Source organism: Alkalibacterium sp. s-m-28 (assembly GCF_054658175.1).
In genome coordinates, this window is the sequence record NZ_BAAGIQ010000301.1 from 1 (window position 1) to 378 (window position 378).

Genomic DNA, 378 nt, shown 5'->3' on the forward strand with positions numbered 1-378 from the left:
ATGATTGGGGTGAAGTCGTAACAAGGTAGCCGTATCGGAAGGTGCGGCTGGATCACCTCCTTTCTAAGGATAGTGCCATCAGGGCACACGGAACCTTGCACAGGTTTTTACTTTGTTCAGTTTTGAGAGATCCTCTCTCAATTTAATACCCCATGGGGCCTTAGCTCAGCTGGGAGAGCGCCTGCTTTGCACGCAGGAGGTCAGCGGTTCGATCCCGCTAGGCTCCATTGCATCCTTGTTTTTTAGGGTGTGACTTTGTTCTTTGAAAACTAGATAGTTGATTAAACACAACACAAACATGTTAAGAAACAACACCGAGAAATAGATTTATTGAGAACAGTTTTGTTCGTTAACAAAACTCTCATCGCTATGAATTAC

At 44.4% G+C, this 378-nt stretch carries 1 tRNA gene and 1 rRNA gene; both read left to right on the top strand.

The annotated features are described in order from the left end of the window. Positions 1-63 (top strand): 16S ribosomal RNA (locus tag ACYQ4S_RS12420); the annotation flags it as partial. Between the two features lie 91 nt (positions 64-154). Beyond that, a tRNA-Ala gene (locus tag ACYQ4S_RS12425) sits at positions 155-227 on the top strand. Positions 228-378: the final 151 nt, after the last annotated feature.